A 23383-nucleotide genomic window follows, 5' to 3' on the forward strand; every position below is an offset into this window, starting at 1 on the left:
ATGAACGGGCTGACAGGCTGAATTACTGCGCGAGACAGGGCAGACAACAACAGCTGCAGACACGCTTGAGATCGACGTGACGACGCGCCACAAGTCGCACTCCGGGTCCGGTCATGTCGACCATTGTGCCACGTCAGATCGCTCACGCAGAGCCGGGCACCGATTTCCACCATTTTTGCGGGAAATATCACGACGAGGGGCGCGCGACGGTCGGGTGGTCACGGAGGCGAGCCGACCATCGATACCGGAGGCGAGCCGACCATCGATACCGGAGGCGAGCCGACCATGGACACTGGTGGGGTGAGCGGATTGAGTACTTCCACGGTCGGTCGCGGCGAGGCGGCGGCATTCGCGTTGCCCGAGAGTGCCCTCATCGGTGTGGGGAGGCGCCCGTTCGGGATCTACGTGCACGTGCCTTTCTGTGCCACACGCTGCGGATACTGCGATTTCAACACGTACACGGCCGGTGAGCTGGGGACGTCGGCGTCGCCGCAGTCGTGGATGGAGGGGTTGCGCCGCGAACTCGACCTGGCGGCGCAGATGACGGGCGCCCCGGCCGTCGACACGGTCTTCGTCGGCGGCGGCACGCCGTCCCTGCTCGGCGGTGACGGCCTGGCGGACGTCCTCGGTGCGGTCCGCTCGAGTTTCGGGCTCGCGGACGGCGCCGAGGTGACCACCGAGTCGAATCCGGAGTCCACGTCGCCGGAGTTCTTCGAACGGTTGCTCGCGGGCGGATTCACGCGGATCTCGCTGGGCATGCAGTCGGCGGCGCAGCACGTGCTGAAGGTCCTCGACCGCACCCACACGCCGGGGCGGGCGGTGGCGGCGGCGCTGGAGGCGCGGGCCGCCGGGTTCGGGCACGTCAATCTCGACCTCATCTACGGGACGCCGGGGGAGCGCGACGAGGACCTCGACCTGTCGCTGGACGCGGTGCTGTCCGCGGGCGTGGACCACGTGTCCGCGTACGCGCTGATCGTCGAGGACGGCACCGCCCTGGCGCGGAAGGTGCGCCGCGGGGAACTGCCCGCGCCCGACGACGACGTGCTCGCGTCGCGGTACGAGCGGATCGACGCCCGGCTCGCCGAGGCGGGCCTGACCTGGTACGAGGTGTCGAACTGGGCGCGCGAGGACGCGGCCTGCCAGCACAACCTGGGCTATTGGGACGGCGGCGACTGGTGGGGCGCCGGGCCGGGCGCGCACAGCCACGTCGGCGGTGTGCGCTGGTGGAACGTCAAGCACCCGGCGCGCTACGCGGACCAGCTGGCGGCGGGAAGCCTGCCGGTCGGGGGCAGCGAGCAGTTGACGGACGAGGACGTCCACGTCGAGCGGGTGATGCTGACGGCGCGGCTGCGCACGGGACTTCCCGTGGCGGAACTGGACGACGCCGAGCGGCGCGCGGCCGAGAGGGTGGTCGCCGACGGACTGCTGGTGCGTGCGGGGGAGCACCTGGTGCTGACCGACCGCGGACGGCTCCTCGCCGACGCCGTGGTCCGGACGGTCCTGCGCTGACGTGCAGCGGCCGACTGCGCGGCCGTCTCAGGCCGTGACGATGCCGGGCATCTCGTCGTAGTCGAACACGCGGGCGTGGAGCACGACGCGGTTCCGCAGCGCCGAGCGCACCGCCCGGTGCAATCCGTCCTCGAGGTAGAGCACCCCGTGCCACTGCACCGCGTGCGGGAACAGGTCGCCGTAGAACGTCGAGTCCTCCGACAGCAGCCGGTCGAGTTCGAGAACCTTGGTCGTGGTGACGATCTCGTCGAGCCGCACCTGCCGCGGCGGGATCTTGGACCAGTCGCGCAGCGACAACCCGTGGTCCGGGTACGGCTTGCCGTCCATGACACCTTTGAAAATCATCGCCTCGTCATCCGCCCGTGGTGGTTGCCTCTGCTCGTCTCCGCCCACCACAGTAAGGCCTGAACCGGTATCGGCGACGCGACGATTAGACTGGACCGAGCCGAGACGCACGTGCATCTGCGCGTAGCTCAGGGGATGTGACGGCCGACCCGAACGAAGGTTCGGTGACGTCGCTGCTCGTGACGATCGAGAACTGGAGGTGGACGGCGATGTCGAGTACGGACGACAGACGGTTCGAGGTTCTCCGCGCCATCGTCGCCGACTACGTCTCGACCCAGGAGCCGGTGGGATCGAAGGCGCTGGTCGAGCGGCACAATCTGGGTGTTTCCAGTGCGACGGTGCGCAACGACATGGCGTTCCTCGAGAGCGAGGGCTACATCGCCCAGCCGCACACGAGTTCGGGCCGTGTCCCCACCGACAAGGGTTACCGGCAGTTCGTCGACCGCATCGCCGACGTGAAGCCGCTGTCGACGGCGGAACGCCGCGCGATCCTCGATTTCCTCGAGTCCGGGGTCGACCTGGACGACGTCCTCCGGCGCGGTGTGCGCCTGCTCGCGCAACTCACACGCCAGGTCGCGGTTGTGCAATATCCCACACTCTCGGCGTCGTCCGTCCGCCACCTCGAGGTGGTCGCGCTGACCCCCGCGCGGCTGCTGCTGGTGCTCATCACCGACTCGGGCCGAGTGGATCAGCGGATCGTCGAACTCGGCGACGTCCTCGACGACGAGGACCTGGCGCGGCTGCGCGGACTGCTCGGCGGCGCCCTCGACGGCAAACGGCTCGCGGCGGCGTCCATCGCCGTGTCGGAGCTGGCCGACGAGGCCCCCGAAGATCTGCGCGACGCCGTGATCCGGTCGGCCACCGTGCTGGTGGAAACGCTCGTCGAGCATCCCGAGGAGCGGCTGGTCCTCGGCGGCACCGCGAACCTGACCCGCAACGCGGCCGATTTCACGGGAATCAGCGGATTCCCCGGTTCGCTGCGCGCGGTCCTCGAGGCGCTCGAGGAGCAGGTGGTGGTGCTCAAGCTGCTGGCCGCCACCCAGGACGCGGGCACGGTGACGGTGCGGATCGGCGAGGAAACCCAGGTGGAGCAGATGCGCGGCACCTCCGTCATCTCGACCGGCTACGGTGCGGCGGGCACCGTGCTCGGCGGAATGGGCGTGCTCGGACCTACCCGGATGGACTATCCGGGAACAATCGCGTCGGTGGCAGCCGTTGCGAGATACATCGGCCAGGTGCTCGCCGAGCGGTGACGGCCGGCCCGGCGACAGCGCCGCGCGTGGACAGCGCGCACGGACCAGTGGCGAGATAACGAAGTAGAGAAGGACGAGAGACTCAACGTGGCACGGGATTACTACGCAACGCTCGGCGTCGATCAGAAGGCGACCGATCAGGAGCTCAAGCGCGCGTACCGCAAGCTTGCGAGGGAACTGCATCCCGACGTGAACCCCGACGAGGCGGCGCAGGCCCGGTTCCGGGACATCTCGACGGCCTACGAGGTGCTGTCGGACCCGGAGAAGCGCCGCATCGTCGATCTCGGCGGCGACCCCCTGTCCTCGGGCGGCGGCGGAGGCGGTGCCGGCTTCGGCGGCGGTTTCGGTGGTGGCCTCGGCGACGTGTTCGAAGCGTTCTTCGGCGGCGGAGGCGGTGCGGGCCGCGGGCCGCGCGGCCGCGTCCAGCCGGGCGCCGATTCACTGCTGCGCACCAAGCTGACGTTGGCGGAGTGCGCGACCGGCGTCAGCAAGCACGTCACCGTCGAGACGGCGATCCTGTGCGACAGCTGCACCGGTTCGGGCACCAACGGCGATTCCACGCCGGTGCGCTGTGAGACGTGTGGCGGCGCGGGCGAGGTCCAGTCCGTGCAGCGTTCGTTCCTCGGTCAGGTCATGACGTCCCGGCCGTGTCCCACCTGCCGCGGCGCGGGCGAGACGATTCCCGACCCGTGCCACAAGTGCGGCGGCGACGGCCGGGTGCGCGCCCGCCGCGACATCACGGTGAAGGTGCCCGCCGGCGTCGCGGGCGGCATGCGGATCCGGCTCGCCGCGCAGGGCGAGGTCGGCCCCGGCGGCGGACCCGCGGGCGACCTGTACGTCGAGGTGGTCGAGCAGGCGCACGAGGTGTTCGTGCGCGACGGCGAAGACCTGCACTGCACGATCCGGGTTCCGATGATCGACGCCGCCCTCGGCACGACCGTGACTATCGACACGATCATCGACGGTCCCAAGGAGATCACCATCGAGCCGGGCACCCAGCCGGGGTCGGTGACGGTCCTGCGCGGGCACGGCATGCCGAAGCTGCGGTCCGGCATCCGCGGCGACGTGCACGCGCACCTCGAGGTCGTGGTGCCGTCGCGCCTCGACCACAAGGAGACGAAGATTCTCCGCGAACTCAAGGACCTGCGCGACCGCGACGTCGCCGAGGTCGTCTCCACCCAGTCCCAGCACAGCGGCGGATTGTTCTCGCGCCTGCGTGAAGCGTTCAGCGGTCGCTGATCATGGCGGCGACGGTCTTCTTCCTCGACCCGCTGCCCGAGGTGGGGAGCACCGCCGTCCTGGACGGCCCCGAGGGCAGGCATGCCGCGACGGTGCGCCGGATCGGTGTCGGGGAGCGGATCGTGCTGGCCGACGGCCGGGGTGGTCTCGCCGACACCGAGGTGACGGCGGCCGGGAAGGACCGGCTCGAACTCACCGTCCACGAACGGCGTCAGGTGACGGCGCCGTCGCCGAGTGTGACCGTGGTGCAGGCGCTTCCGAAGGCGGAGCGGTCCGAGCTGGCGGTCGAGCTGGCCACCGAGGCGGGGGTCGACGCGATCGTGCCGTGGCAGTCGTCGCGGTGCGTGGCGCGGTGGGAGGGCCCGAAGGTCGCGAAGGGTGTCGCTCGCTGGCGTAGCGCCGCTCTCGCCGCCGCCAAACAGTCCCGGCGGGCGATCGTGCCCGAGGTGTCGGAACTGCACCGCACCGCGGGAATGCTCGCCGTCGTCCGCGAAGTGGTCGGCCGGGGCGGAGTCGTCGCCGTGCTGCACGAGGCGGCGGCGCAGGGCCTCGCCGAGCTTCCGCTGCGCGCGGCCGCCGAGATCGTGCTCGTCGTCGGTCCCGAGGGCGGTATCTCCGAGGAGGAGATCACCGCGCTGACCGAGGCGGGCGCCGTGGCCGTGCTGCTCGGTCCGCACGTCCTGCGGACCTCGACCGCCGCGGCCGTCGCGCTGGGCGCCATCGGCGTCCTCACCGACCGCTGGGGCGCGGCCCCGCTAGCCTGACTGTCCGTGGACCGCATTCGCATCGCCTACGGAACCGAACCGCAGCAGTTCGGGCACTTCTATCCGCCCGAGGAACCGGTGTCGACCCCGGTGCCGGTGGTGATGGTCGTCCACGGCGGTTTCTGGAGCGGGAAATACCACCTGAACCTGGGCACGAGTTTCGCGGTCGACCTGGCGCGCCACGGTGTCGCGGTCTGGAACATCGAATACCGCAGGCTTGGCGCGGGCGGCCGGTGGGACGAGATGTCCGCAGACGTTCTCGCCGCGCTCGACGCGATCGCCGGTCCGGTCGCCGAGTGGTCGGCGGTCCCGTTCGACCTGTCGAAGGTCCGGGTTGTCGGTCACTCGGCGGGCGGGCAACTCGCGGTGTGGCTGGCCGGTCAGCGGCAGACGGTGGTCCGGCCGGAGAAGGTCGTGTCGCAGGCCGGCGCCCTCGACCTCGCCTCCGCGGGGGAACGCGGCAGGCGGATCGGATACATCGAGGATCTCCTCGGGGTGCCGTTCGACGAGGACCCGGATCGGTACCGCGCCGCATCCCCGCTGCACCGCATCCCCACCGGGGTGCCGGTGGTGTGCATCCACGGCACGGAGGACGCACAGGTCCCGGCGAAGGTGAGCGTCCGGTACGGCGAGGCGGCGCGGGCGGCAGGCGATCCGGTCGCGCTGCACATCGTCGAGGGAGAAGACCACTACGCGTTCCTGAATCCCGAGACCGAATGCTGGAAGATCTCGCGGGACGCCCTACTGTCCGGTGACGGCGAGTTCTGAACTGCGGTCCCCGGATTCGGGTGTGACCGTGCGACCGGGCAGGACGAGTGCCACGACCAGCGCGCCGATGCCCGGTGCGAGTCCACCGATCAGACCGGCCTGGGAGACGACGTCGTGCGCACCGCCGGAGTCGTGCGCCGCACCGTCTACGCGCATTTCCCCAGCCGCGAGGCGCTCGTCGAGGGCATCGCCGACGAGGCGTCCGCCGCCCTCGTCGCCGCCATGGGGGACGAGGCGCGGCAACCGGAGCGTCCCGACCTCGCGGAAGCGATGACGATCACCCTGCTGGACCAGGCGAATTCCGGCGAGGTGCAGGATTCGGGCGAGTCGTTCGCCGTCGCGTACCTCGCGGTGCTGGGGTTGACGCCTGCCGAGGGGACCCGCGTCGTGGACGAGGCGCGGCGGTGGCTGCGCGAGAATCCGGCCGTCCTGGATCGGTGACGGCGTCGCGTAATCGGGTGGGCGCTGTGACCTGCGAGCGATAGACTTCCCTCATCGCGACGACCGTCGTGACCGACCAGGAACCGGGAAGAAGGCCATATCCCTCACGTGAGCGAACAAGACCAGAACGGCGAGACGTTCGGCGCCACGCGTCCGGCGGAACGCACCGTGCGTTCGAGTATCGATCTCCCACCCGAAACGGTCCCGCCTCTCCTCGGTTCTTCCGACGAGAATCTGCGCGCTCTCGAACGGGTCCTGGACGCAGATATCCATGTACGCGGCAACGCCGTCACGTTGACGGGACGGCCCGGCGACGTCGCGCTCGCCGAGCGGGTCATCGCCGAACTGGGCGCCATCGTCGGTCGCGGGCAGCCGCTGACCCCCGACGCGGTGCGCCGCACGGTCGGCATGCTCACGCAGGGCCTGAGCGAATCGCCCGCCGAGGTCCTCACCCTCGACATCCTGTCGCGTCGCGGCAAGACGATCCGGCCGAAGACGCTGAACCAGAAGCGGTACGTCGACGCGATCGACGCCAACACCATCGTGTTCGGTATCGGGCCCGCGGGCACCGGCAAGACCTACCTCGCCATGGCGAAGGCGGTGCAGGCCCTGCAGACCAAGCAGGTGTCGCGGATCATCCTCACCCGCCCCGCGGTCGAGGCGGGGGAGCGGCTCGGGTTCCTGCCCGGCACGCTGCACGAGAAGATCGATCCGTACCTGCGGCCGTTGCACGACGCCCTGCACGACATGATGGACCCCGAGGCCATCCCGAAGCTGATGCAGTCGGGTGTCATCGAGGTGGCGCCGCTCGCGTACATGCGCGGCCGCACGCTCAACGACGCGTTCATCATCCTCGACGAGGCGCAGAACACCACCGCCGAGCAGATGAAGATGTTCCTCACCCGGCTGGGCTTCGGTTCCAAGGTCGTCGTCACCGGCGACGTCACCCAGGTGGACCTTCCGGGCGGCGCCCGGTCCGGGCTCCGCGCAGCCACCGAGATCCTCGGTGACATCGACGACATCTATTTCGCCGAACTCAACAGCAGCGACGTGGTCCGGCACCGGCTGGTGTCCGACATCGTCGACGCGTACGAGCGTTTCGAGGCGGACCGGGACGGCAAGGTCGAGCTCGGGAACCGCGCACAGCGGAGAGCGGCGCACTCGCGTTCTCCACGACGGTAGGGTGAGTGTCGCCGGAACCAGGAGGAAGCGACACACATGAGCATCGAAGTCTCGAACGAATCGGGCATGGACGTCTCCGAAGAGGAGCTGATCAGCGTTGCCCGCTTCGTGATCGCGAGGATGGACGTGCACCCCGCGGCCGAGTTGTCGATGGTCCTCGTGGACTCGGCCACCATGGCCGACCTCCACATGCGGTGGATGGACCTGCCCGGTCCCACCGACGTGATGTCGTTCCCGATGGACGAGCTCGAGCCAGGCGGCCGCCCGGATTCACCCGAGCCGGGACCGTCGATGCTCGGCGACATCGTGCTGTGCCCGTCCTTCGCCGCGGACCAGGCCGACAAGGCCGGTCATCCGCTGGCCCACGAACTCGCTCTGCTCACCGTGCACGGTGTGCTGCACCTCCTCGGCTACGACCACGCCGAACCGGAGGAGGAGAAGGAGATGTTCGGCCTGCAGAACCAGTTGCTCGACGACTGGTACGAGGATCTGCGCAGGGCCGAACGCGACGCCGCGCTCGCTGCCCGGGACCAGAAGCTGCTCGGCAAGGCCGGGTTCTTCGACGCCCCGGATCAGTAACCGCCACGTGAAGGGTCTTCTGTGAGTAGCGCCATCGCGCTGATCGTCCTCGCGATCGTCCTCGTCCCTCTCGGTGGTGTCTTCGCCGCCGTCGATTCCGCACTCAACACGATCTCGTCCGCGCGCATCGAGGAGATGGCGAAGGAGGATCGCCCCGGCGCCACCCGGGTGCTCCGCATCCTGTCGGATCGTCCCCGGTACGTGAATCTCATGGTGCTGCTGCGCATCCTGTGTGAGATCACGGCGACGGTGGTGCTCGTCGGAGGCCTGTCCGATCTCCTCGAACCCGTGTGGGCGCTGACGTTTACCGCCGTCATCATGGTGCTCGTCGACTACGTGGTGATCGGGGTCGGCCCGCGGACGCTCGGCCGCCAGCACGCCTACACGATCGCGTTGATCACGTCGTTCCCGCTGCAGGTCATCGGAACCCTGCTCGGTCCGATCAGCCGCCTGCTCATCCTGATCGGCAACGCGATCACCCCGGGCAAGGGATTCCGCAACGGCCCCTTCGCCTCCGAGATCGAACTGCGCGAACTCGTCGACATGGCGCAGGAACGGGGCGTGGTGGCCGACGAGGAACGCCGGATGATCCAGTCCGTCTTCGAACTCGGCGACACCTCCGCCCGCGAGGTGATGGTGCCGCGCACCGAGATGGTGTGGATCGAAAGCGACAAGAGCGCCGGGCAGGCGACGTCGCTGGCCGTCCGCAGCGGACATTCGCGGATTCCCGTGATCGGGGAGAACGTCGACGACGTCCTCGGGGTGGTCTACCTCAAGGACCTCGTGCAGCAGACGTACCACTCCCGCGACGGCGGACGCAGTGTCCTCGTCGGCGACGTGATGCGGCCCGCCGTCTTCGTGCCCGATTCCAAACCGCTCGACAGCCTGCTCGCCGAGATGCAGCGCGACCGCAACCACATGGCCGTGCTGGTCGACGAATACGGCGGCATCGCAGGCCTGGTCACCATCGAGGACGTCATCGAGGAGATCGTCGGGGAGATCGCCGACGAGTACGACCAGGACGAGACCCCGCCGGTCGAGGACCTCGGCGACGGCATGTACCGGGTGTCCGCGCGGCTGCCGATCGAGGATCTCGGTGACCTGTTCGGCATCGAGGTGGAGAACGACGAGGTCGAAACAGTCGGTGGGCTCATCGGATACGAACTCGGCAGGGTGCCGCTCCCGGGATCGGAGGTCGTCTCGCACGGTCTCGTCCTCCGCGGTGAGGGTTCGCCCGACGTGCGCGGGCGGGTGCGGATCAGCACGGTCTTCGTGCAACGCGCACCGATCGACGAGGACGACGACGTCAACGACCGTGAACGGGAGGGCGACGATGACTGAACTGGACGCCGAGGACGCGAAACTGATCGTGCTCGCGCGAGGAGCGTTCGGCCGCACCGGAAGTGGTCAGGGCGCCGCCGTCCGCGATCTCGACGGCCGCACCTACTCTGCCGGCGCGGTCGCGTTGACGGCGCTGTCGCTGACCGCGCTGCAGGCGGCCGTCGCGGCGGCGGTGTCGAGTGGTGCCGAGGGTTTCGAGGCGGCAGCCGTGATCGGCGGGGACCCGGACGACCCGGGCATCGCCGCGCTACACGAAGTCAGTGCGCAGGCGGCCGTCGTCTTCGCGCGAACCGATGGATCCGTGATCGAGGAGCAACATGAGTAAACCCGAATTCCGTTCCGGATTCGTCTGTTTCGTCGGACGGCCCAACACGGGCAAGTCCACCCTGACCAACGCGCTGGTGGGCAGCAAGATCGCGATCACGTCCTCGCGGCCGCAGACCACCCGGCACACCATCCGCGGCATCGTGCACCGCGACCACGCACAGCTGATCCTCGTCGACACCCCGGGGCTGCACCGTCCCCGGACGCTCCTCGGCCAGCGCCTCAACGACCTCGTGCGCGACACCTACTCCGAGGTCGACGTGATCTGCCTGTGCATCCCGGCGGACGAGAAGATCGGCCCCGGCGACCGGTGGATCGTGCAGCAGGTCCGGCAGATCGCGCCGAAGACCACGCTCGTCGGCATCGTCACGAAGATCGACAAGGTCAGCAAGGACATGGTCGGGCAGCAGTTGCTCGCCGTCTCCAAGCTCCTCGGGCCGGAGACGGACGTCGTGCCGGTGTCCGCCGCCTCCGGTGAGCAGGTGGAGGTGCTGGTCGACGTCCTCGCGTCGAAGATGGAGGAGGGCCCGGCGTTCTACCCGGACGGCGAACTCACCGACGAACCCGAAGAGACGCTGATGGCCGAACTCATTCGCGAGGCCGCTCTCGAGGGCCTCGGCGACGAACTGCCGCACTCCCTGGCCGTGGTCATCGAAGAGATCATCCCCCGCGAGGGACGCACCGAGAAGCAGGGCGAACTGCTCGATGTGCACGCGCTGCTGTACGTCGAGCGGCCGTCGCAGAAGGGCATCGTGATCGGCAAGGGCGGCGCCCGCCTCCGCGAGGTGGGGACCAAGGCGCGGCTGCAGATCGAGAAACTGCTCGGCACCAAGATCTTCCTCGAACTGCACGTGAAGGTCGCCAAGGACTGGCAGCGCGACCCGAAACAGCTCGGCAGGCTGGGGTTCTAGGCGGCTCCGCCGCCCGTGCGTGGTTGACGAGTCCAGGGACCCGTCAACCACGCACGGGGCCGGCGGCCCGCAGGAGAAGCAGCACCGACGCCGCGAAGTCGTGCTCCCCGTCGCTTCCGGTGGCGAGTCTGCGCAGTTGCAGGCCGGCGATGGTCGCCACCACCGTGGGGGCGACGGACTCCGCATCGGGGACGCCGAGGGCGGTGAGAATCGTCACCGTCAATTCGTCGTACGCGGCGAAACATTCGGCGGCGGCCTGACGGAGTTCGTGATCGCGGCCCGCCTGGATGTACAGCTCGAACGGGGCGATCCGCTCCGCGGAGAACGCCAGATCCTTCGCGACCTTCTCGGTCAGTGCGGCGACGTCCTCGAAGCTCAGCCCCTTGTCGCGGTATCCCTCCGCCAGCTCCGACAGCCGCTGCGTCTCCTCCGTCACGAACCCCGACAGCGCGGCGCGCAGCAGGTCCGTCTGCGTGGGGAAGTGGTACGTGATGGAGCCGAGCGACACCCCGGCCTGCGCCGCGATCCGCCGATTGGTCACGCCGGGAATGCCTTCCGTGCCGACGATGTGCAGCGCCGCCGCGAGGATGCGGTCACGGACGTCCGTCGAAGCCACCCTCACCACCACTTCCCGGGACGTTCCAGGTCCCACCGGAGCACCGACTCGAGCTGGGCCGCAACGGAAACCAGGAGCGGCTCCGCGTTGTCGTGCCCCATCAGCTGGGCGCCGATCGGCAGGTTTCCGGACGTGAACCCGGCCGGGACGCTCACGCTCGGCCAGCCCAGCACGTTCCACGGCCACGCGTACGGGCAGACCGCGGTGATCACCTTGTCCGTGGCCCACGAACCGATGCCGTCGATCTCCTCGACCCTCGGCGGGGGAGTGGCGGTGGTGGGGGCGAGGACGAGGTCGTACTCGTCGAAGATCGCACCGACGCGTCGCCGCATTCTCGGCTCGGCCGCCCGGGCGGACCGGAGCGGGGCCCCGCGCAACAGCCGCCCGGTCCGGGCGTTGCCCTTCGTGCGGGGGTCGACGAGGGACGGGTCGGGGACCTTCCGCATCCAGTCGTCGATGCCGACCATCGACCGGGGGAGGAAGCCGAGACCGAACATGATCCCGTAGTCGGGGTCGTCCACCACGACGCGGTGCCCGAGCCTGCGCAGTGCCTCGGCGATCCGCGCGACACCCCGGCGCACCTCGGGGTGCAGCGTGGTGGGGGTGGCGGTGAACGGGATCCGGAGGGACAGCGCGACGCGCAGCGGCCCGGGGTCGCGGCCGACGGCGTCGCTGACGGTGACCGGCGGCGGTGTGTGGATGTCGCCCTCATGAGGTCCCGCCGCGATATCGAGGAGCAGGGCCGCGTCGGCGACAGTCCGGGCCAGCGGTCCGTTGACTGTGAGACCGTAGAACGCCTCGGCGGCAGGCCAGGTGGAGATGCGGCCGCGTTGCGGCTTGATCCCGACGAGGTTGGTCCACGCGGCGGGGATGCGGATGGAACCGGCGCCGTCGGAACCGATCGCGGCGGACACGAGGCCGGCGGACACGGCCGCCGCAGCGCCCCCGGACGACCCGCCCGGGGTGTGGTCGCCGTTCCACGGATTGCGGGTGTGACCGAAGGCGGGTCCGCCGGTGAGCGGCCACTGCCCCAGTTCGGGACTGTTGGTCTTGCCGACGACGACGGCACCGGCCGCGCGCAGTCGCCGCACCATCTCGGAGTCCCGCGCCGCGGGCGGGAAGTCGCCCGGGCAGCCGAACGCGGTGGGCTCCCCGGCCACGTCGACGTCGTCCTTGACGGCGATCGGGACTCCGAGGAGCGGGAGGCGTTCACCGGCGGCGATCCGGCGGTCGGCCTCCGCGGCCTCGGCGAGGGCCTTGTTCCGGCGGACCACCTTGAACGCGTTGAGCGTCGGCTGGCTGGCATCGATGCGGTCGAGGGCGGCGCGGGTGGCCGCGACCGACGTGGTGTCGCCGGAGGCCAGGGCTTTCACCTGTTCGACGAGTCCCGGTGACCGGTCGCCTTCCTCTTCACGCCGCTGTTCGCTGCCCAGTTGTCCCGTGCTCATCTCGCCCCTCCCCGTGACTGTTCGTTCGAACGAACAGTATCAGCGGAGGTGCCTGCGGACCACCTCCCCGATCACCCCGGCGGCCCCGCGGGCCGCGGACTCGGGCAGTCGGGCGTACCCGCAGACCAGTCCCCGGGGTCCGCTCGGCGTGGTGCGGTAGTCGGCGAGGCTCGGCACCGTCACCCCGTGGTCCTGCAGTTCCGCCGCGAGGGCGACGTCGTCGACCGAGCGCGGCAGTGTCAGGACGACATGGAGACCGGCCTCGATGCCGGCGACCGCGACGCCGTCCGTGCCGACCGCGGACAGCTGCTGCTGCAGTGCGGCGACGAACGCCGACCGGCGGGCCGCGTACGTGCGGGAGGCGCGGGCGAGGTGCCGCGACAACGCACCCGAGTCGATGAAATGCGCCAGCGCGAGGGCCGTGATCGCACAGCAGGACTCGCCGGTCGTGTCCAGCGCCCGGACGATCCCCGGCCGCAGCGCCGCGGGGGCGATAACCCACGCCACCCGGACCGCGGGAGTGAGGATCTTCGACGCCGTGCCCAGGTAGGCCACGTAGTCGGACCCGCGGTCGATGCTGCGCAGGGCGGGCAACGCCGACACGTCGTAGCGGAACTCGCCGTCGTAGTCGTCCTCGATGATCAGCGTCCCGGACGCCGCGGCGTCGGCGACGAGCCGGGCCCTGCGGCCCACCGGCATCCGGGCGCCCATCGGATACTGGTGGGCCGGCGTGCAGTAGGCCGCCGCGTCCATGCCGCGCAGCAGTGCGGGATCGAGGCCGTCCTCGTCCACGGGCACGCAGCGTGTCCGCGCGCCCGCGGCCTCGAGGACCAGGCGGGCCCGGCTGTAGCCGGGCTCCTCGAACACCACGTCGCGGCCGCTCAGCCGGGCCGCGGCGACGAGAGTCCGGAGCGCGGAGCCCACTCCGGGAACGATCACGAGTTCGTCGGGCCGCGCCGCGATGCCCCGGGTGCGGCGCAGATGCCCCGCGAGGGCGCGCCGCAACTCCGGGTGCCCGTCGGGGCCGGGAACGTCGGACGTCACCGTGGCGGCCGCGGCCGACCGCCACGCCCGGCGCCAGTCGGTGGTCGAGATCAGGCCGGGGTCGGGGTGGCCCGGGGTGAGGTCCCACCGCGCCTCCGGTGTCGCGGCAGCGGCCTGCGACGCCCGCTCCGACGTGTGCGTGATCGCGTGCGGGGCGACGTGCGCGCGGGCCGCCACGTCGGCGCCCGGTGCGATCCGGGTGCCGGAACCGGCGCGGGCGTTCGCGTATCCGGACGAGCAGAGTTCGTCGTACGCGTCGACCACCGACGCCCGCGCGACCGTCAGGTGGCCGGCGAGGGCCCGCGTGGAGGGCAGCGGATCGCCGGGCCGCAGACGGCCGCCTCGGATCTCGTCGAGGATCGACTCCGCGATGCGGTGCCGAAGCGGTGCGTCGGTGTCGGGGAGCCGCAACGTCAGGTGCAGCTCGGGGCTGATCCGGGGCATGAACCCACAATACTGGTCTGCCGATATTTTCAATTGTGGATCTGGAGCCTGAACCACATGGGGGGTGAGGATGGTCTCGTGGACAAGATCAGGAGATACCCGGACCGTGCCCGAACCGAACGTGCGCAGCTCGACGCCGTCCTCGACGCCGCGCCGATGGGCACCCTCGCCACCGTCGTCGACAGCCTGCCCTGGGCCGTGCCGATGCTCTACGCCCGCGACGGCGACAGGATCCTGCTGCACGGTTCCACCGGGGCCGGCGCGCTGCGGCAGGTCGCGGCAGGCGCCCCCGCGGTGCTGTGCGTCGCGCTGCTCGACGGAATCGTCGTCGCGGACACGCTGTTCGACTCGTCCGCCAACTACCGTTCCGCGGTGGTCCGCGGCAACCTCGTGACGCTGGACGCGGACGAATCCGCCGGCGCCCTCGACGCGCTGTCGGACGTGCTGATCCCCGGACGCAGCAGCGAGGTCCGGGGACACCGTCGCAAGGAACTCGCCGCGACGCTGGCCCTCGCCCTCCCGATCAACCCGGGGCAGTGGACCGTCAAGGTGCGGGACGCGCCGCCGGGCGAACCCGCCGAAGCGAGCAGTGCGTGGGCCGGCGTCGTCCCTGTGCGGTCGGTCGCCGGTGCCCCCGTCCCGGCGCCGTGGGTGGCGACCGGCACACCCCTGCCCGCGTCCGTGTCGCGGCTGACCCGGACCGCGTAAGGAAAGCGTCAAGAGCCCTGGACGTCCCGTAAGCGCTTCGTCAGCGAGGCCTCTGTCGCCCGGATCCGGCGCGATGCTGGCATGACACCCCGCAACCGTGGGGTGTCATGCCTGCGCTGAACCGCAGGATCAGTACGAAGAGGGATCCTCACATGGCCGACGTGGCCTACGTAGCGCTCGTCCTCGGCGGGTTCGCCTGTTGCGCGCTCGTTCTCCGTGCCCTGCAGACCGGACGCGTGAAATGACCGGCGCCGGAATACTTGCTGTCGCCCTCGTCGCGATCGCGGCGGCGCTCGTCGTGTATCTGCTGGTGGCGCTCATCGACCCGGAGCGGTTCTGATGACGCCCGCCCTCGCGGCCGGCCTGCAGATCGCGTTCGTGATCGCGGTCCTCGCGGTGCTGTACGTGCCGGTGGGCGACTACATGGCCCGCGTCTACGAATCGCGCCGCCACCTGCGGGTCGAATCCGTGCTGTACCGCCTGTGCCGCATCAACCCCCACACGGAGCAGACCTGGTACGGCTACGCAGGCAGCGTGCTGGGCTTCTCGATGGCCGGCGTGCTCTTCCTGTATGTTCTGCAACGCATTCAGGGTGTGCTGCCGCTGTCCGGCGACCTGACCGGGGTCAGCCCCGCGGTCGCGTTCAACACGGCCGTGTCGTTCGTGACCAACACCAACTGGCAGTCCTACGCCCCCGAGACCACGATGAGCAACCTGACCCAGCCGGTCGGACTCGCCGTGCAGAACTTCGTGTCCGCGGCGGTCGGCATGGCCGTCGCGGTCGCGCTGATCCGCGGGTTCGTCCGCGTGGCCCGCGGCGGTGAGATCGGAAACTTCTGGGTGGACCTCACCCGCGGCAGTCTGCGGATTCTGCTGCCGTTCTCCTTCGTCATCGCGTTGATTCTGTTGAGCCAGGGCGTGATCCAGTCATTCCACACGGGATTCGAATCCACCGGCCTGGACGGCAATGCCGTCACCAACGCCCTGGCGCCCGTCGCCTCGCAGGAGGCGATCAAGGAACTCGGCACCAACGGCGGCGGCATCCTCGCCGCGAACTCGGCACACCCGTTCGAAAACCCCACCCCGGTCAGCAACATCGTCGAGATCCTCGCGATCCTGCTGATCCCGGTGTCCCTCACCCGCACGTTCGGCACCATGGTCGGCGATCCTCACGACCGAGCGAGCGCGGTGTCCGGGCACCGCCAGGGCCTGACCCTGCTCGCTGTGATGGGCATCCTGTGGGGTTCACTGCTCGCCGTCACCCTGGCCGCCGAATCGGGACGACGCGGCGTCGCGGCCTCCGCGGCAGGCGCGATGATGGAAGGCAAGGAAGTCCGCTTCGGCATTCCGGGCACCGCACTGTTCGCCGTGAGTACCACGGGAACGTCCACGGGCGCGGTGAATTCCGCCCACGACAGCCTGTCGCCGCTCGGTGGCGGAGCCGTGTTGCTGAACATGCTGCTCGGGGAGATCGCGCCCGGCGGTGTGGGCACCGGGCTCTACGGCATTCTCGTCCTCGCCCTCATCGCCGTCTTCGTCGGTGGACTCCTCGTCGGCCGCACACCCGAGTACCTGGGCAAGAAACTGCGGCAACGGGAGATCACCCTCGCCGCGCTGTCGGTGCTGGTGATGCCCGCGCTGGTCCTGATCGGAACGGGCATCACCGTGATCCTGTCCTCGACCACCGGTTACCAGGGCAACAGCGGCGACCCCGGCAGTCCCGGATCGATCCACGGATTCTCGGAGGTGCTGTACGCGTTCGCGTCGGCGTCGAACAACAACGGCAGCGCGTTCGGCGGGCTGACGGTCACGAGCGACTGGTTCCAGACCGCGCTCGGCGTGTGCATGCTGTTCGGCCGGTTCCTGCCGATCATCTTCGTCCTCGCGCTCGCCGGATCCCTGGCGTCGCAGAAGAAGACGGCCCCGGGCGCCGGAACCCTGCCGACGGCGGGTCCGATGTTCACCGGGCTGCTCACCGGCACCGTCGTGCTCGTGGCGGCGTTGACATTCTTCCCGGCCCTCGCGCTGGGACCGATCGCGGAGGCCCTGCAGTGAGTGTGAACGTGACCAGTCGTCCGGCGACCGAGCCGACGACGCCGCCCGAGGGCGGCCACGCCCCGGCGCCCGTCAAGGCCGGGATCTTCAGTCCCGCCCAGCTGGTGACGGCGTTGCCGGGCGCGCTGCGCAAACTCGACCCCCGGCACCTCGCCCGTAACCCGGTGATGTTCGTGGTGTTCGTCGGTTCCGTCGTCACCACCGTCATGGCCATCGCCGACCCGTCGGTGTTCTCCTGGGCGGTCACCGCGTGGCTGTGGTTCACCGTGCTGTTCGCGAACCTCGCCGAGTCGGTCGCGGAGGGGCGGGGCAAGGCGCAGGCGGCGAGCCTGCGGAAGGTGAAGCAGGACACGGTCGCCCACAGGATCACGGCGAGCGGCGCTCTGGAATCGGTGCCGGGCACCGACCTCGTCGTCGGCGACCGCGTGGTCGTCGTCGACGGTGAGGTGATCCCGGGCGACGGCGACGTCGTCGAGGGCATCGCCACCGTGGACGAATCGGCGATCACCGGCGAGTCCGCGCCCGTCGTCCGCGAATCCGGCGGTGACCGGTGCGCCGTCACCGGCGGCACGACCGTGCTGTCCGACCGGATCGTCGTCCGCGTCACCGCGGCCCCCGGGCAGTCGTTCGTGGACCGGATGATCGCCCTCGTGGAGGGGGCGGCGCGGCAGAAGACGCCGAATGAGATCGCGCTGAACATCCTGCTGGCGTCGCTGACGATCGTCTTCCTGCTGACCGTCGTCGCGATCGGCCCGATGGGTCTGTACGCGGGGCAGGAACAGGACCCGATCAAACTGATCGCGCTGCTGGTGTGTCTGATCCCCACCACGATCGGCGCCCTGCTGTCGGCCATCGGGATCGCCGGGATGGACCGGCTGGTGCAGCGGAACGTCCTGGCGATGTCGGGGCGGGCGGTGGAGGCCGCCGGCGATATCGACACCCTGCTGATGGACAAGACCGGCACCATCACGTTCGGCAACCGGCAGGCCACCGCCCTGCATCCCGCACCGGGAGTGTCCGCGAGCGAGCTGGCAACGGCGGCACGGCTGTCCAGCCTCGCGGACGGCACTCCCGAGGGGCGCAGCATCGTGGACCTGTGCGCCCGGGACTTCGGGTTGGACCCCGCGCCGTCCGAGGCCGAGAGGGCAGCGGAGTTCGTGCCGTTCACCGCGCAGACCCGGATGAGCGGGCTCGACATCGACGGCACCCGCATCCGCAAGGGCGCCGGCGACGCGGTGCTGAACTGGGTGCATTCGCTCGGCGGACACACCTCGCCCGCGGTCACCGGCGCGGTGAACGAGATCGCGCAGGCCGGCGGAACACCCCTCGTGGTGGCCTCGATCCACGCGGATGCGCCGACGGTGCTGGGTGTGATCGCGCTGTCGGACGTGGTGAAGCCGGGCATCGCCGAGCGGTTCGCGGAACTGCGGGCGATGGGAATCCGCACGGTGATGATCACCGGCGATAATCCGCTCACCGCCAAGGCCATCGCGGCCGAGGCCGGTGTCGACGACTTCATGGCGGAGGCGACACCCGAGGACAAACTCGCGCTGATCCGCAAGGAACAGGAGGGCGGCCGGCTGGTCGCGATGACCGGTGACGGCACCAACGACGCCCCGGCCCTGGCCCAGGCGGACGTCGGGGTCGCGATGAACACCGGCACGTCCGCGGCGAAGGAAGCCGGGAACATGGTGGATCTCGATTCCGATCCCACCAAGCTCATCGAGGTGGTGGAGATCGGCAAGCAGCTGCTCATCACCCGAGGTGCGCTGACCACGTTCTCCCTCGCCAACGACCTGGCCAAGTACTTCGCCATCCTCCCCGCGCTGTTCAGCGTCATCTATCCGCAGCTGGACACGCTGAACATCATGCGTCTGGCCACCCCGGAATCGGCCATCCTCTCGGCGGTGATCTTCAACGCCGTCGTGATCGTGGCGCTGATCCCGTTGTCGCTGAAAGGTGTTCGCTATCGGCCGTCGTCGGCGTCGAAACTGCTGGGCCGCAACCTGCTGATCTACGGCCTCGGCGGCGTGATCACACCGTTCGCCGGTATCTGGCTCATCGACCTCGTCGTCCGTCTCATTCCCGGAATTGGGTGACTTCGCATGCGTTTTCTCATCGGACTGCTCCGGCAGACCTGGGCCGGACTCCTCGTCCTGCTCGCACTCACCGCCGTTCTCGGCGTGCTCTACCCCGCCGCGGTGTGGGGGGTGAGCCGGATCGGCGCCGGCGCGGCGGAGGGTTCGCCGGTCCGCGACACCACCGGGTGCGTCGTCGGGAGCCGGTGGGTCGGTGTCGACCCGCAGGTGCCGGCAGGGGACCCGGACCCGTTCTTCCACAACCGGGTCACCGGGTCGGTCGCCGCACAGGATCCGTTCGCACCGGGCGACCCCGCCACCGCCTTGCCCACCAACCAGGGACCGAGCAGCGAGATCCTGGCGGCGTTCGTCACCCAGCGCCGGAACGCGATCGCCGCCCGCGAGGGGGTGCAACCCGAGTCCGTGCCGGCGGACGCGGTCACCGGATCGGGTTCCGGCATCGATCCGCACATCAGCCCCGCGTACGCCGCGTTGCAGGTGCCGAGGGTCGCACACGTGAACGGCCTGAGCGAGAGCCGCGTCCGGCAGCTGGTCGACGAGAACACCGAGGGACGGCAACTCGGGTTCCTCGGGGAGCAGCGGGTGAACGTCCTCGAACTGAATCTCGCCCTCGGCCTGACCGTTCCTCGGTGCACCGCCCCGACAGCTGGTGGATGATGGCGAGGTGAGTGGTACCGGACCCGTAGGCGAACGCCGGCGCGGCGAACTGCGCATCTATCTCGGCGCCGCACCGGGTGTCGGCAAGACGTTCGCGATGCTCGGCGAGGCGCACCGCCGCCGCGAACGGGGGTGCGACGTCGTCGCGGCCGTGGTGGAAACCCACGGCCGCGACCGCACGGCGGCGCAACTCGGTGACCTCGAACTGATTCCGCCGAAGGTCATCGCCTACCGCGGCACGCTCGGCCGCGAGCTGGACGTCGAGGCGGTGCTGGCCCGCAGGCCGGCGTTGGTGCTCGTGGACGAACTCGCGCACACGAACACGCCGGGCAGTGTCCACGAGAAACGCTGGCAGGACGTGGAGATTCTGCTCGGCGCGGGCATCGACGTCCTCTCGACGCTCAACGTCCAGCATCTCGAAAGCCTCAACGACGTGGTCCAGCGGATCACCGGGGTGGTGCAGCAGGAGACGGTCCCCGACGAGGTGGTGCGCGCCGCCACCCAGGTGGAGCTGGTGGACATCACCCCGGAAGCGCTGCGCCGCAGGCTGTCCCACGGCAACATCTACGCCGCAGAGAAGGTCGACGCCGCACTGAGCAACTACTTCCGGAAAGGAAACCTCACCGCGCTGCGCGAACTGGCCTTGCTGTGGGTCGCCGATCAGGTCGACGCCGCACTCGCGAAATATCGTGCGGAGAACAAGATCACCGACACGTGGGAGGCCCGGGAACGGGTGGTGGTCGCGGTGACGGGCGGACCGGAATCGGAGACACTCGTCCGGCGGGCAGGGCGGATCGCGTCGAGGTCCAGCGCCGAGCTGATCGTCGTGCACGTGGTGCGCGGCGACGGCCTCGCCGGCGTGTCGGCCCCGGAGATGGGCAAGGTGCGGACGCTCGCCGCGAGTATCGGGGCGAGCCTGCACAGCGTCGTCGGCGACGACGTCCCGACCACACTCCTCGACTTCGCCCGGACCGCGAACGCCACCCAGCTGGTGCTGGGCACGTCGAGACGCTCACGGTGGGCGCGGATCTTCGACGAGGGAATCGGTGCGAGCGTGCTGCACCAGTCGGGGTCGATCGACGTGCACATGGTCACCCACGGCGAATCCCACCGGCTGAGGCGGTTGTCGCCGGTGGGATCGCGGTCCCGCACGATGATCGCCTGGATCGCCGCGGTCCTCGTGCCGTCGGTGGCGACCGTGGTGATGAGCGCCGTCGACCGCTGGCTCGGGCTGGTCGGCGAGGGCGCCCTGTTCTTCATCGTGGTGCTGCTCGTCTCGCTGCTCGGCGGTGTCGCCCCCGCAGCGTTCTCCGCGCTGATCTCGGGTCTGTTCCTCAACTACTTCTTCACGCCGCCGGTGCGGAGCTTCACCATCGCCGAGCCGGACAACTTCATCACCACGGTCGTGCTGCTCGTGGTCGCCGTCGCCGTCGCGGTCCTGGTCGACGCGGCCGCCAAGCGTTCACGGGAGGCCAGGCGGGCGTCGCAGGAGGCCGAGTTGCTGGCGCTGTTCGCCGGATCGGTGCTGCGGGGGGCCGATCTCGGCACGCTGCTCGAGAAGGTGCGCGAGACGTACGGTCAGGAGTCCGTGAGCGTCCTGCACCGGGACCGCGGTCTCGTCGGGTCGGTCGGGCCGCATCCACCGGCGAGCGTCGACGACGCCGACACGGTCTGCGAGGTGGGGGAAGGGGAGTACGCGCTCGCCCTCCGCGGCAGCGAACTGCACGCCCGGGACCGCCGCGTGCTGCTCGCCGTCGCGAATCAGGCCGTGGGCATGATCCGCCAGACGGAACTCGCGCAGGAGGCGGGGCAGGCGCAGGCGCTGGCCGAGGCCGACCGGCTGCGGCGGTCGCTGCTGTCCGCCGTCAGCCACGATCTCCGGACGCCGCTCGCCGCGGTCAAGGCCGCTGCGTCCAGCCTGCGCAGCGACGACGTCGACTTCTCCCCGGAGGACACCGCCGAACTGCTGGCGACCATCGAGGAATCGGCTGACGTCCTGACCTCTCTCGTCGGCAACCTGCTCGACTCGTCCCGGCTCGCGGCGGGAGTGGTGACCCCGACGCTGCGGCCCGTGTACCTCGACGAGGTGGTGCACCGGGCGCTGGTGGGGCTGGGAATCGGCGGCCGGACCGGGACACGGGCCCGCGAACGGGTCGAGGTCGACGTCGGAACGGTCGCGGCGATGGCGGATTCGGGCCTGCTCGAGCGGGTGCTCGCGAATCTGATCGACAACGCGCTCCGCTACGGTGAGGACTCCGTGATCAGGGTCGGTGCCGCGGCGGTGGGAGACCGTGCCGTCGTCACCGTCGCCGACACGGGCCCGGGAATTCCGCGGGGCCGGGCGGAGGAGATGTTCGCCCCGTTCCAGCGGCTGGGGGACCGCGACACGACCACGGGAGTCGGGCTCGGGCTCTCCGTCGTCCGCGGATTCGTCGACGCGATGGGCGGCACCATCAGCGCCACCGACACCCCCGGTGGTGGTCTGACGATGGTGGTGGAACTGGCCGGGGCGGGAGGGGAGCACCCATGACGAGAATCCTCGTCGTCGACGACGAACCGCAGATTCTCCGCGCCCTGCGAATCAATCTCAGTGTGCGCGGATACGACGTGGTGACCGCCGCATCCGGGGCTGCAGCACTGCGCGCCGCGGCCGAGCGACCGCCCGACGTGATCGTGCTCGACCTCGGGTTGCCCGACATGGACGGCACGGAGGTGCTCGCGGGCCTGCGCGGGTGGTGCCCGGCGCCGGTGATCGTGCTGTCGGCGCGCACCGATTCCGCGGACAAGGTGGAAGCCCTCGACGCGGGCGCCGACGACTACGTCACCAAGCCGTTCGGGATGGACGAGTTCCTGGCCCGGGTGCGGGCCGCGGCCCGCCGGGCGACGACGGCCGTCGACACGAGCGAGCCTGTGGTGGAGACGGATTCGTTCACGGTCGACCTGGCTGCGAAGACGGTGCGGCGGGCGGGCGCCGAGGTGCACCTGACGCCGACGGAGTGGGGGATGCTCGAGATGCTCGTGCGCAACAAGGGCAAGCTGGTGGGCCAGAAGGAACTGCTGCGGGAGGTGTGGGGTCCGGCGTACGCCACCGAGACCCATTACCTGCGGGTGTATCTGGCGCAGTTGCGGCGCAAACTCGAGGACGACCCGTCGCACCCGCGTCACCTCATCACCGAGGCCGGAATGGGGTACCGGTTCCAGGTGTGACCGTGATCCCGCTCACGACCGATGATTCGGGCCCGGTCCGGGAGTCTTACCTTCGACCGCAGCATCACACTCGACCGGAGGAGCCACGAATGCCCGCACCGAAGACCCCGCAACCGCTCGCGCACACCTTTACGGCGCCGATCCAGAAGGACGGGGCATTCGCGACGTACGTGACCGTGCCGGACTCCGCCGAACTCCTCGGAACGAGGCGGCCGGTGAAGGTCGGCGGGACGATCGACGGCCACCCGTTCAATGCCACCCTGATGCCCTCGGGCGAGGGTCCGCACTGGCTTCCCCTGAAGATCGCACTGTGCAAGCTCATCGGCAAGGACGCGGCCGGCGTCGAGGTGACGGTGCACCTCGAGCAGCGTTTCAGCTGATGTGGGCTGCCCGGGTTTGATCCGGGGAGCACGGGGTACGGATCATCCGGAAGCGGTCCGCGTTTCCGG

Annotated in this window: 25 protein-coding genes; 19 read left to right on the forward strand and 6 right to left on the reverse strand. The window is 70.0% G+C overall.

Features of this window, described 5'->3' with window-relative positions; all coding sequences use genetic code 11:
• Positions 1-22: 22 nt before the first annotated feature.
• Positions 23-124 carry an Ms4527A family Cys-rich leader peptide gene (locus tag BLV94_RS52245; protein ID WP_371851578.1) on the reverse strand — a complete coding sequence of 34 codons (102 nt, stop codon included), beginning with the start codon at positions 122-124 and terminating at the stop codon, positions 23-25.
• 161 nt (positions 125-285) lie between these two features.
• On the opposite strand from BLV94_RS52245, the gene hemW reads away from it, so the two are divergent.
• A complete protein-coding gene (gene hemW, locus BLV94_RS41020) occupies positions 286-1509 on the forward strand; it encodes a radical SAM family heme chaperone HemW (protein ID WP_371851579.1) in 1224 nt (407 codons plus the stop codon).
• A 27-nt stretch (positions 1510-1536) separates the two neighbouring features.
• Here the strand turns inward: hemW and BLV94_RS41025 are convergent, their stop codons facing one another.
• Positions 1537-1854 (reverse strand): type II toxin-antitoxin system VapB family antitoxin, encoded by a 318-nt coding sequence (locus tag BLV94_RS41025; RefSeq protein ID WP_005261240.1) that lies wholly within the window; start codon positions 1852-1854, stop codon positions 1537-1539.
• A 209-nt stretch (positions 1855-2063) separates the two neighbouring features.
• Here BLV94_RS41025 and hrcA point away from each other — a divergent pair, with 209 nt between their 5' ends.
• The 4 genes from hrcA (at position 2064) to BLV94_RS41045 (ending at position 5878) form a co-directional block, all read left to right on the forward strand.
• Positions 2064-3107 carry a heat-inducible transcriptional repressor HrcA gene (gene hrcA / locus BLV94_RS41030; protein WP_072946667.1) on the forward strand — a complete coding sequence of 348 codons (1044 nt, stop codon included), beginning with the start codon at positions 2064-2066 and terminating at the stop codon, positions 3105-3107.
• 87 nt (positions 3108-3194) lie between these two features.
• Complete coding sequence (gene dnaJ / locus BLV94_RS41035) at positions 3195-4346, forward strand: molecular chaperone DnaJ (RefSeq protein WP_072946628.1); 1152 nt, start codon at positions 3195-3197, stop codon at positions 4344-4346.
• Positions 4347-4348: 2 nt separating this feature from the next.
• Complete coding sequence (locus BLV94_RS41040; protein WP_072946629.1) at positions 4349-5110, forward strand: 16S rRNA (uracil(1498)-N(3))-methyltransferase; 762 nt, start codon at positions 4349-4351, stop codon at positions 5108-5110.
• Positions 5111-5116: 6 nt separating this feature from the next.
• On the forward strand, positions 5117-5878 hold the full coding sequence (locus tag BLV94_RS41045; protein WP_072946630.1) for an alpha/beta hydrolase family protein: 762 nt from the start codon (positions 5117-5119) through the stop codon (positions 5876-5878).
• Here BLV94_RS41045 and BLV94_RS48955 read toward each other — a convergent pair.
• Positions 5852-6034, reverse strand: a complete 183-nt coding sequence (locus tag BLV94_RS48955; RefSeq protein WP_143051461.1) for a hypothetical protein — start codon at positions 6032-6034, stop codon at positions 5852-5854. The genes BLV94_RS41045 and BLV94_RS48955 overlap by 27 nt on opposite strands.
• Here BLV94_RS48955 and BLV94_RS41050 point away from each other — a divergent pair.
• From BLV94_RS41050 to era, 6 genes are all read left to right on the forward strand, one after another.
• A complete protein-coding gene (locus BLV94_RS41050; protein ID WP_371851580.1) occupies positions 6011-6319 on the forward strand; it encodes a hypothetical protein in 309 nt (102 codons plus the stop codon). The two genes, BLV94_RS48955 and BLV94_RS41050, sit on opposite strands and share 24 nt — an antisense overlap.
• A gap of 108 nt (positions 6320-6427) precedes the next feature.
• Positions 6428-7501 carry a PhoH family protein gene (locus BLV94_RS41055; RefSeq protein WP_012688199.1) on the forward strand — a complete coding sequence of 358 codons (1074 nt, stop codon included), beginning with the start codon at positions 6428-6430 and terminating at the stop codon, positions 7499-7501.
• A gap of 36 nt (positions 7502-7537) precedes the next feature.
• Positions 7538-8080 carry an rRNA maturation RNase YbeY gene (ybeY, locus tag BLV94_RS41060; RefSeq protein ID WP_072946632.1) on the forward strand — a complete coding sequence of 181 codons (543 nt, stop codon included), beginning with the start codon at positions 7538-7540 and terminating at the stop codon, positions 8078-8080.
• 21 nt (positions 8081-8101) lie between these two features.
• Entirely contained in the window at positions 8102-9421 is a 1320-nt protein-coding gene (locus BLV94_RS41065; RefSeq protein WP_072946633.1) for a hemolysin family protein, read from the forward strand.
• The gene (locus BLV94_RS41070; RefSeq protein WP_072946634.1) at positions 9414-9746 is read left to right on the forward strand and encodes a cytidine deaminase; all 333 of its coding nucleotides are present in this window, start codon (positions 9414-9416) and stop codon (positions 9744-9746) included. Before BLV94_RS41065 ends, BLV94_RS41070 begins: the two co-directional genes overlap by 8 nt.
• A complete protein-coding gene (era, locus tag BLV94_RS41075) occupies positions 9739-10656 on the forward strand; it encodes a GTPase Era (RefSeq protein WP_072946635.1) in 918 nt (305 codons plus the stop codon). The genes BLV94_RS41070 and era overlap by 8 nt, the downstream gene beginning before the upstream one ends.
• A 43-nt stretch (positions 10657-10699) precedes the next feature.
• Here the strand turns inward: era and BLV94_RS41080 are convergent, their stop codons facing one another.
• From BLV94_RS41080 to pdxR, 3 genes are read right to left on the reverse strand one after another with little or no spacing between them, the layout of a single operon-like run.
• The gene (locus tag BLV94_RS41080) at positions 10700-11272 is read right to left on the reverse strand and encodes a TetR/AcrR family transcriptional regulator (protein ID WP_072946636.1); all 573 of its coding nucleotides are present in this window, start codon (positions 11270-11272) and stop codon (positions 10700-10702) included.
• Positions 11273-11274: 2 nt separating this feature from the next.
• Positions 11275-12720, reverse strand: coding sequence for an amidase (locus BLV94_RS41085; protein ID WP_072946637.1), 1446 nt, complete (start codon positions 12718-12720; stop codon positions 11275-11277).
• Between the two features lie 39 nt (positions 12721-12759).
• Positions 12760-14208 (reverse strand): MocR-like pyridoxine biosynthesis transcription factor PdxR, encoded by a 1449-nt coding sequence (pdxR, locus tag BLV94_RS41090; RefSeq protein ID WP_072946638.1) that lies wholly within the window; start codon positions 14206-14208, stop codon positions 12760-12762.
• Between the two features lie 78 nt (positions 14209-14286).
• On the opposite strand from pdxR, the gene BLV94_RS41095 reads away from it, so the two are divergent.
• The 8 genes from BLV94_RS41095 to BLV94_RS41130 all read left to right on the forward strand — a co-directional run bounded on the left by BLV94_RS41095 (position 14287) and on the right by BLV94_RS41130 (position 23314).
• Complete coding sequence (locus BLV94_RS41095; protein WP_072946668.1) at positions 14287-14916, forward strand: pyridoxamine 5'-phosphate oxidase family protein; 630 nt, start codon at positions 14287-14289, stop codon at positions 14914-14916.
• A 241-nt stretch (positions 14917-15157) separates the two neighbouring features.
• Positions 15158-15256 (forward strand): K(+)-transporting ATPase subunit F, encoded by a 99-nt coding sequence (kdpF, locus tag BLV94_RS41100; protein ID WP_072946639.1) that lies wholly within the window; start codon positions 15158-15160, stop codon positions 15254-15256.
• Positions 15256-16971, forward strand: coding sequence for a potassium-transporting ATPase subunit KdpA (kdpA, locus tag BLV94_RS41105; protein ID WP_072946640.1), 1716 nt, complete (start codon positions 15256-15258; stop codon positions 16969-16971). The genes kdpF and kdpA overlap by 1 nt, the downstream gene beginning before the upstream one ends.
• Positions 16968-19070, forward strand: coding sequence for a potassium-transporting ATPase subunit KdpB (gene kdpB, locus BLV94_RS41110; RefSeq protein ID WP_072946641.1), 2103 nt, complete (start codon positions 16968-16970; stop codon positions 19068-19070). The genes kdpA and kdpB overlap by 4 nt, the downstream gene beginning before the upstream one ends.
• Positions 19071-19076: 6 nt before the next feature.
• Entirely contained in the window at positions 19077-19727 is a 651-nt protein-coding gene (locus BLV94_RS41115) for a potassium-transporting ATPase subunit C (protein ID WP_072946642.1), read from the forward strand.
• A 7-nt stretch (positions 19728-19734) separates the two neighbouring features.
• On the forward strand, positions 19735-22257 hold the full coding sequence (locus tag BLV94_RS41120; protein ID WP_072946643.1) for a sensor histidine kinase: 2523 nt from the start codon (positions 19735-19737) through the stop codon (positions 22255-22257).
• Complete coding sequence (locus BLV94_RS41125) at positions 22254-22934, forward strand: response regulator (protein WP_072946644.1); 681 nt, start codon at positions 22254-22256, stop codon at positions 22932-22934. The genes BLV94_RS41120 and BLV94_RS41125 overlap by 4 nt, the downstream gene beginning before the upstream one ends.
• Positions 22935-23023: 89 nt before the next feature.
• Positions 23024-23314, forward strand: coding sequence for a DUF1905 domain-containing protein (locus BLV94_RS41130; protein WP_072946645.1), 291 nt, complete (start codon positions 23024-23026; stop codon positions 23312-23314).
• Positions 23315-23383: the final 69 nt, after the last annotated feature.

The sequence above is a fragment of the Rhodococcus koreensis genome (assembly GCF_900105905.1).
In the GTDB taxonomy this organism is placed as follows: domain Bacteria; phylum Actinomycetota; class Actinomycetes; order Mycobacteriales; family Mycobacteriaceae; genus Rhodococcus_F; species Rhodococcus_F koreensis.

Bases quoted from the DNA above. Each gene is read 5' to 3' on its own strand.
- BLV94_RS52245 (WP_371851578.1), bottom strand. From the start codon at position 124: ATGGTCGACATGACCGGACCCGGAGTGCGACTTGTGGCGCGTCGTCAC.
- hemW (WP_371851579.1), top strand. From the start codon at position 286: ATGGACACTGGTGGGGTGAGCGGATTGAGTACTTCCACGGTCGGTCGC.
- BLV94_RS41025 (WP_005261240.1), bottom strand. From the start codon at position 1,854: ATGATTTTCAAAGGTGTCATGGACGGCAAGCCGTACCCGGACCACGGG.
- hrcA (WP_072946667.1), top strand. From the start codon at position 2,064: ATGTCGAGTACGGACGACAGACGGTTCGAGGTTCTCCGCGCCATCGTC.
- BLV94_RS41040 (WP_072946629.1), top strand. From the start codon at position 4,349: ATGGCGGCGACGGTCTTCTTCCTCGACCCGCTGCCCGAGGTGGGGAGC.
- BLV94_RS48955 (WP_143051461.1), bottom strand. From the start codon at position 6,034: ATGCGCGTAGACGGTGCGGCGCACGACTCCGGCGGTGCGCACGACGTC.
- ybeY (WP_072946632.1), top strand. From the start codon at position 7,538: ATGAGCATCGAAGTCTCGAACGAATCGGGCATGGACGTCTCCGAAGAG.
- BLV94_RS41070 (WP_072946634.1), top strand. From the start codon at position 9,414: ATGACTGAACTGGACGCCGAGGACGCGAAACTGATCGTGCTCGCGCGA.
- era (WP_072946635.1), top strand. From the start codon at position 9,739: ATGAGTAAACCCGAATTCCGTTCCGGATTCGTCTGTTTCGTCGGACGG.
- BLV94_RS41085 (WP_072946637.1), bottom strand. From the start codon at position 12,720: ATGAGCACGGGACAACTGGGCAGCGAACAGCGGCGTGAAGAGGAAGGC.
- pdxR (WP_072946638.1), bottom strand. From the start codon at position 14,208: ATGCCCCGGATCAGCCCCGAGCTGCACCTGACGTTGCGGCTCCCCGAC.
- kdpF (WP_072946639.1), top strand. From the start codon at position 15,158: ATGACCGGCGCCGGAATACTTGCTGTCGCCCTCGTCGCGATCGCGGCG.
- kdpA (WP_072946640.1), top strand. From the start codon at position 15,256: ATGACGCCCGCCCTCGCGGCCGGCCTGCAGATCGCGTTCGTGATCGCG.
- BLV94_RS41115 (WP_072946642.1), top strand. From the start codon at position 19,077: ATGCGTTTTCTCATCGGACTGCTCCGGCAGACCTGGGCCGGACTCCTC.
- BLV94_RS41125 (WP_072946644.1), top strand. From the start codon at position 22,254: ATGACGAGAATCCTCGTCGTCGACGACGAACCGCAGATTCTCCGCGCC.
- BLV94_RS41130 (WP_072946645.1), top strand. From the start codon at position 23,024: ATGCCCGCACCGAAGACCCCGCAACCGCTCGCGCACACCTTTACGGCG.